The 671-nt window shown below is 39.9% G+C and carries 1 pseudogene; it reads left to right on the top strand.

Annotated elements, in window-relative coordinates:
• Nucleotides 1–224: 224 nt before the first annotated feature.
• Nucleotides 225–671, top strand: a pseudogene (locus ACFIO5_RS12125) (sensor histidine kinase); the annotation flags it as partial.

Below are 671 nucleotides of genomic sequence, written 5' to 3'. Positions count from 1 at the left end.
AAAGTACAATAATTATGTTTAAGAGCCTTGTTTTTTTAATTCCCTTTATAGCTATTAAAGTAAAGTCAGCATCTAAAGAAATTCATGGTGTTTAGCGTGACCCTTGGGAAAAATAAAGAAAGTTTATAGGAATTCTTCAGTGGGTTTGCTGCACTATGATGCCATAAGGGCGCCCTCTTTTGCGCTGAAAAATGACGATTTTCAGGTTCGCCGATGGGAATTCTATGACAACAAAGACGAATTTGCTCCCTCATATACCCTCTTCTGATGCAATAATATCGCGTTGGCGTTGGTTAGCGATTATTGTTTCTCTTGTTATGGCTCTGTTGGCTTCGGCCTTTATTTTGTTACTCTCAAACGCCGTTGATCGCGAAGTTGCACAGTTGAATACAAGTTCAGAATTGCGTGAACAAGCTGATTTGGTGCTTATTAGTTTGATCGATATGGCCGTAGCTGACCGCAGTTATGCAAAAAACCACAAGGCAGAAGATAAAGCACGCTTTGAACATGCAGCTCGTAATCTTGATGATATTCTCGAGTATATTGAACTTATTGTTTACGCACATCCGCAGTGGTATGAATGGTTTACTTCTTTTAAAAAAGAGGTCGAAGCACGCAAAGCCTTTATGAATGACCATATGCGCGCTCTTGATGCGCTTCCTGATCAATCT

The organism is Bartonella sp. AA86SXKL (assembly GCF_042196885.1).
The sequence above is the reverse complement of the archived record's forward strand: the minus strand, read 5'-3'. Positions and strand labels throughout refer to the sequence as shown.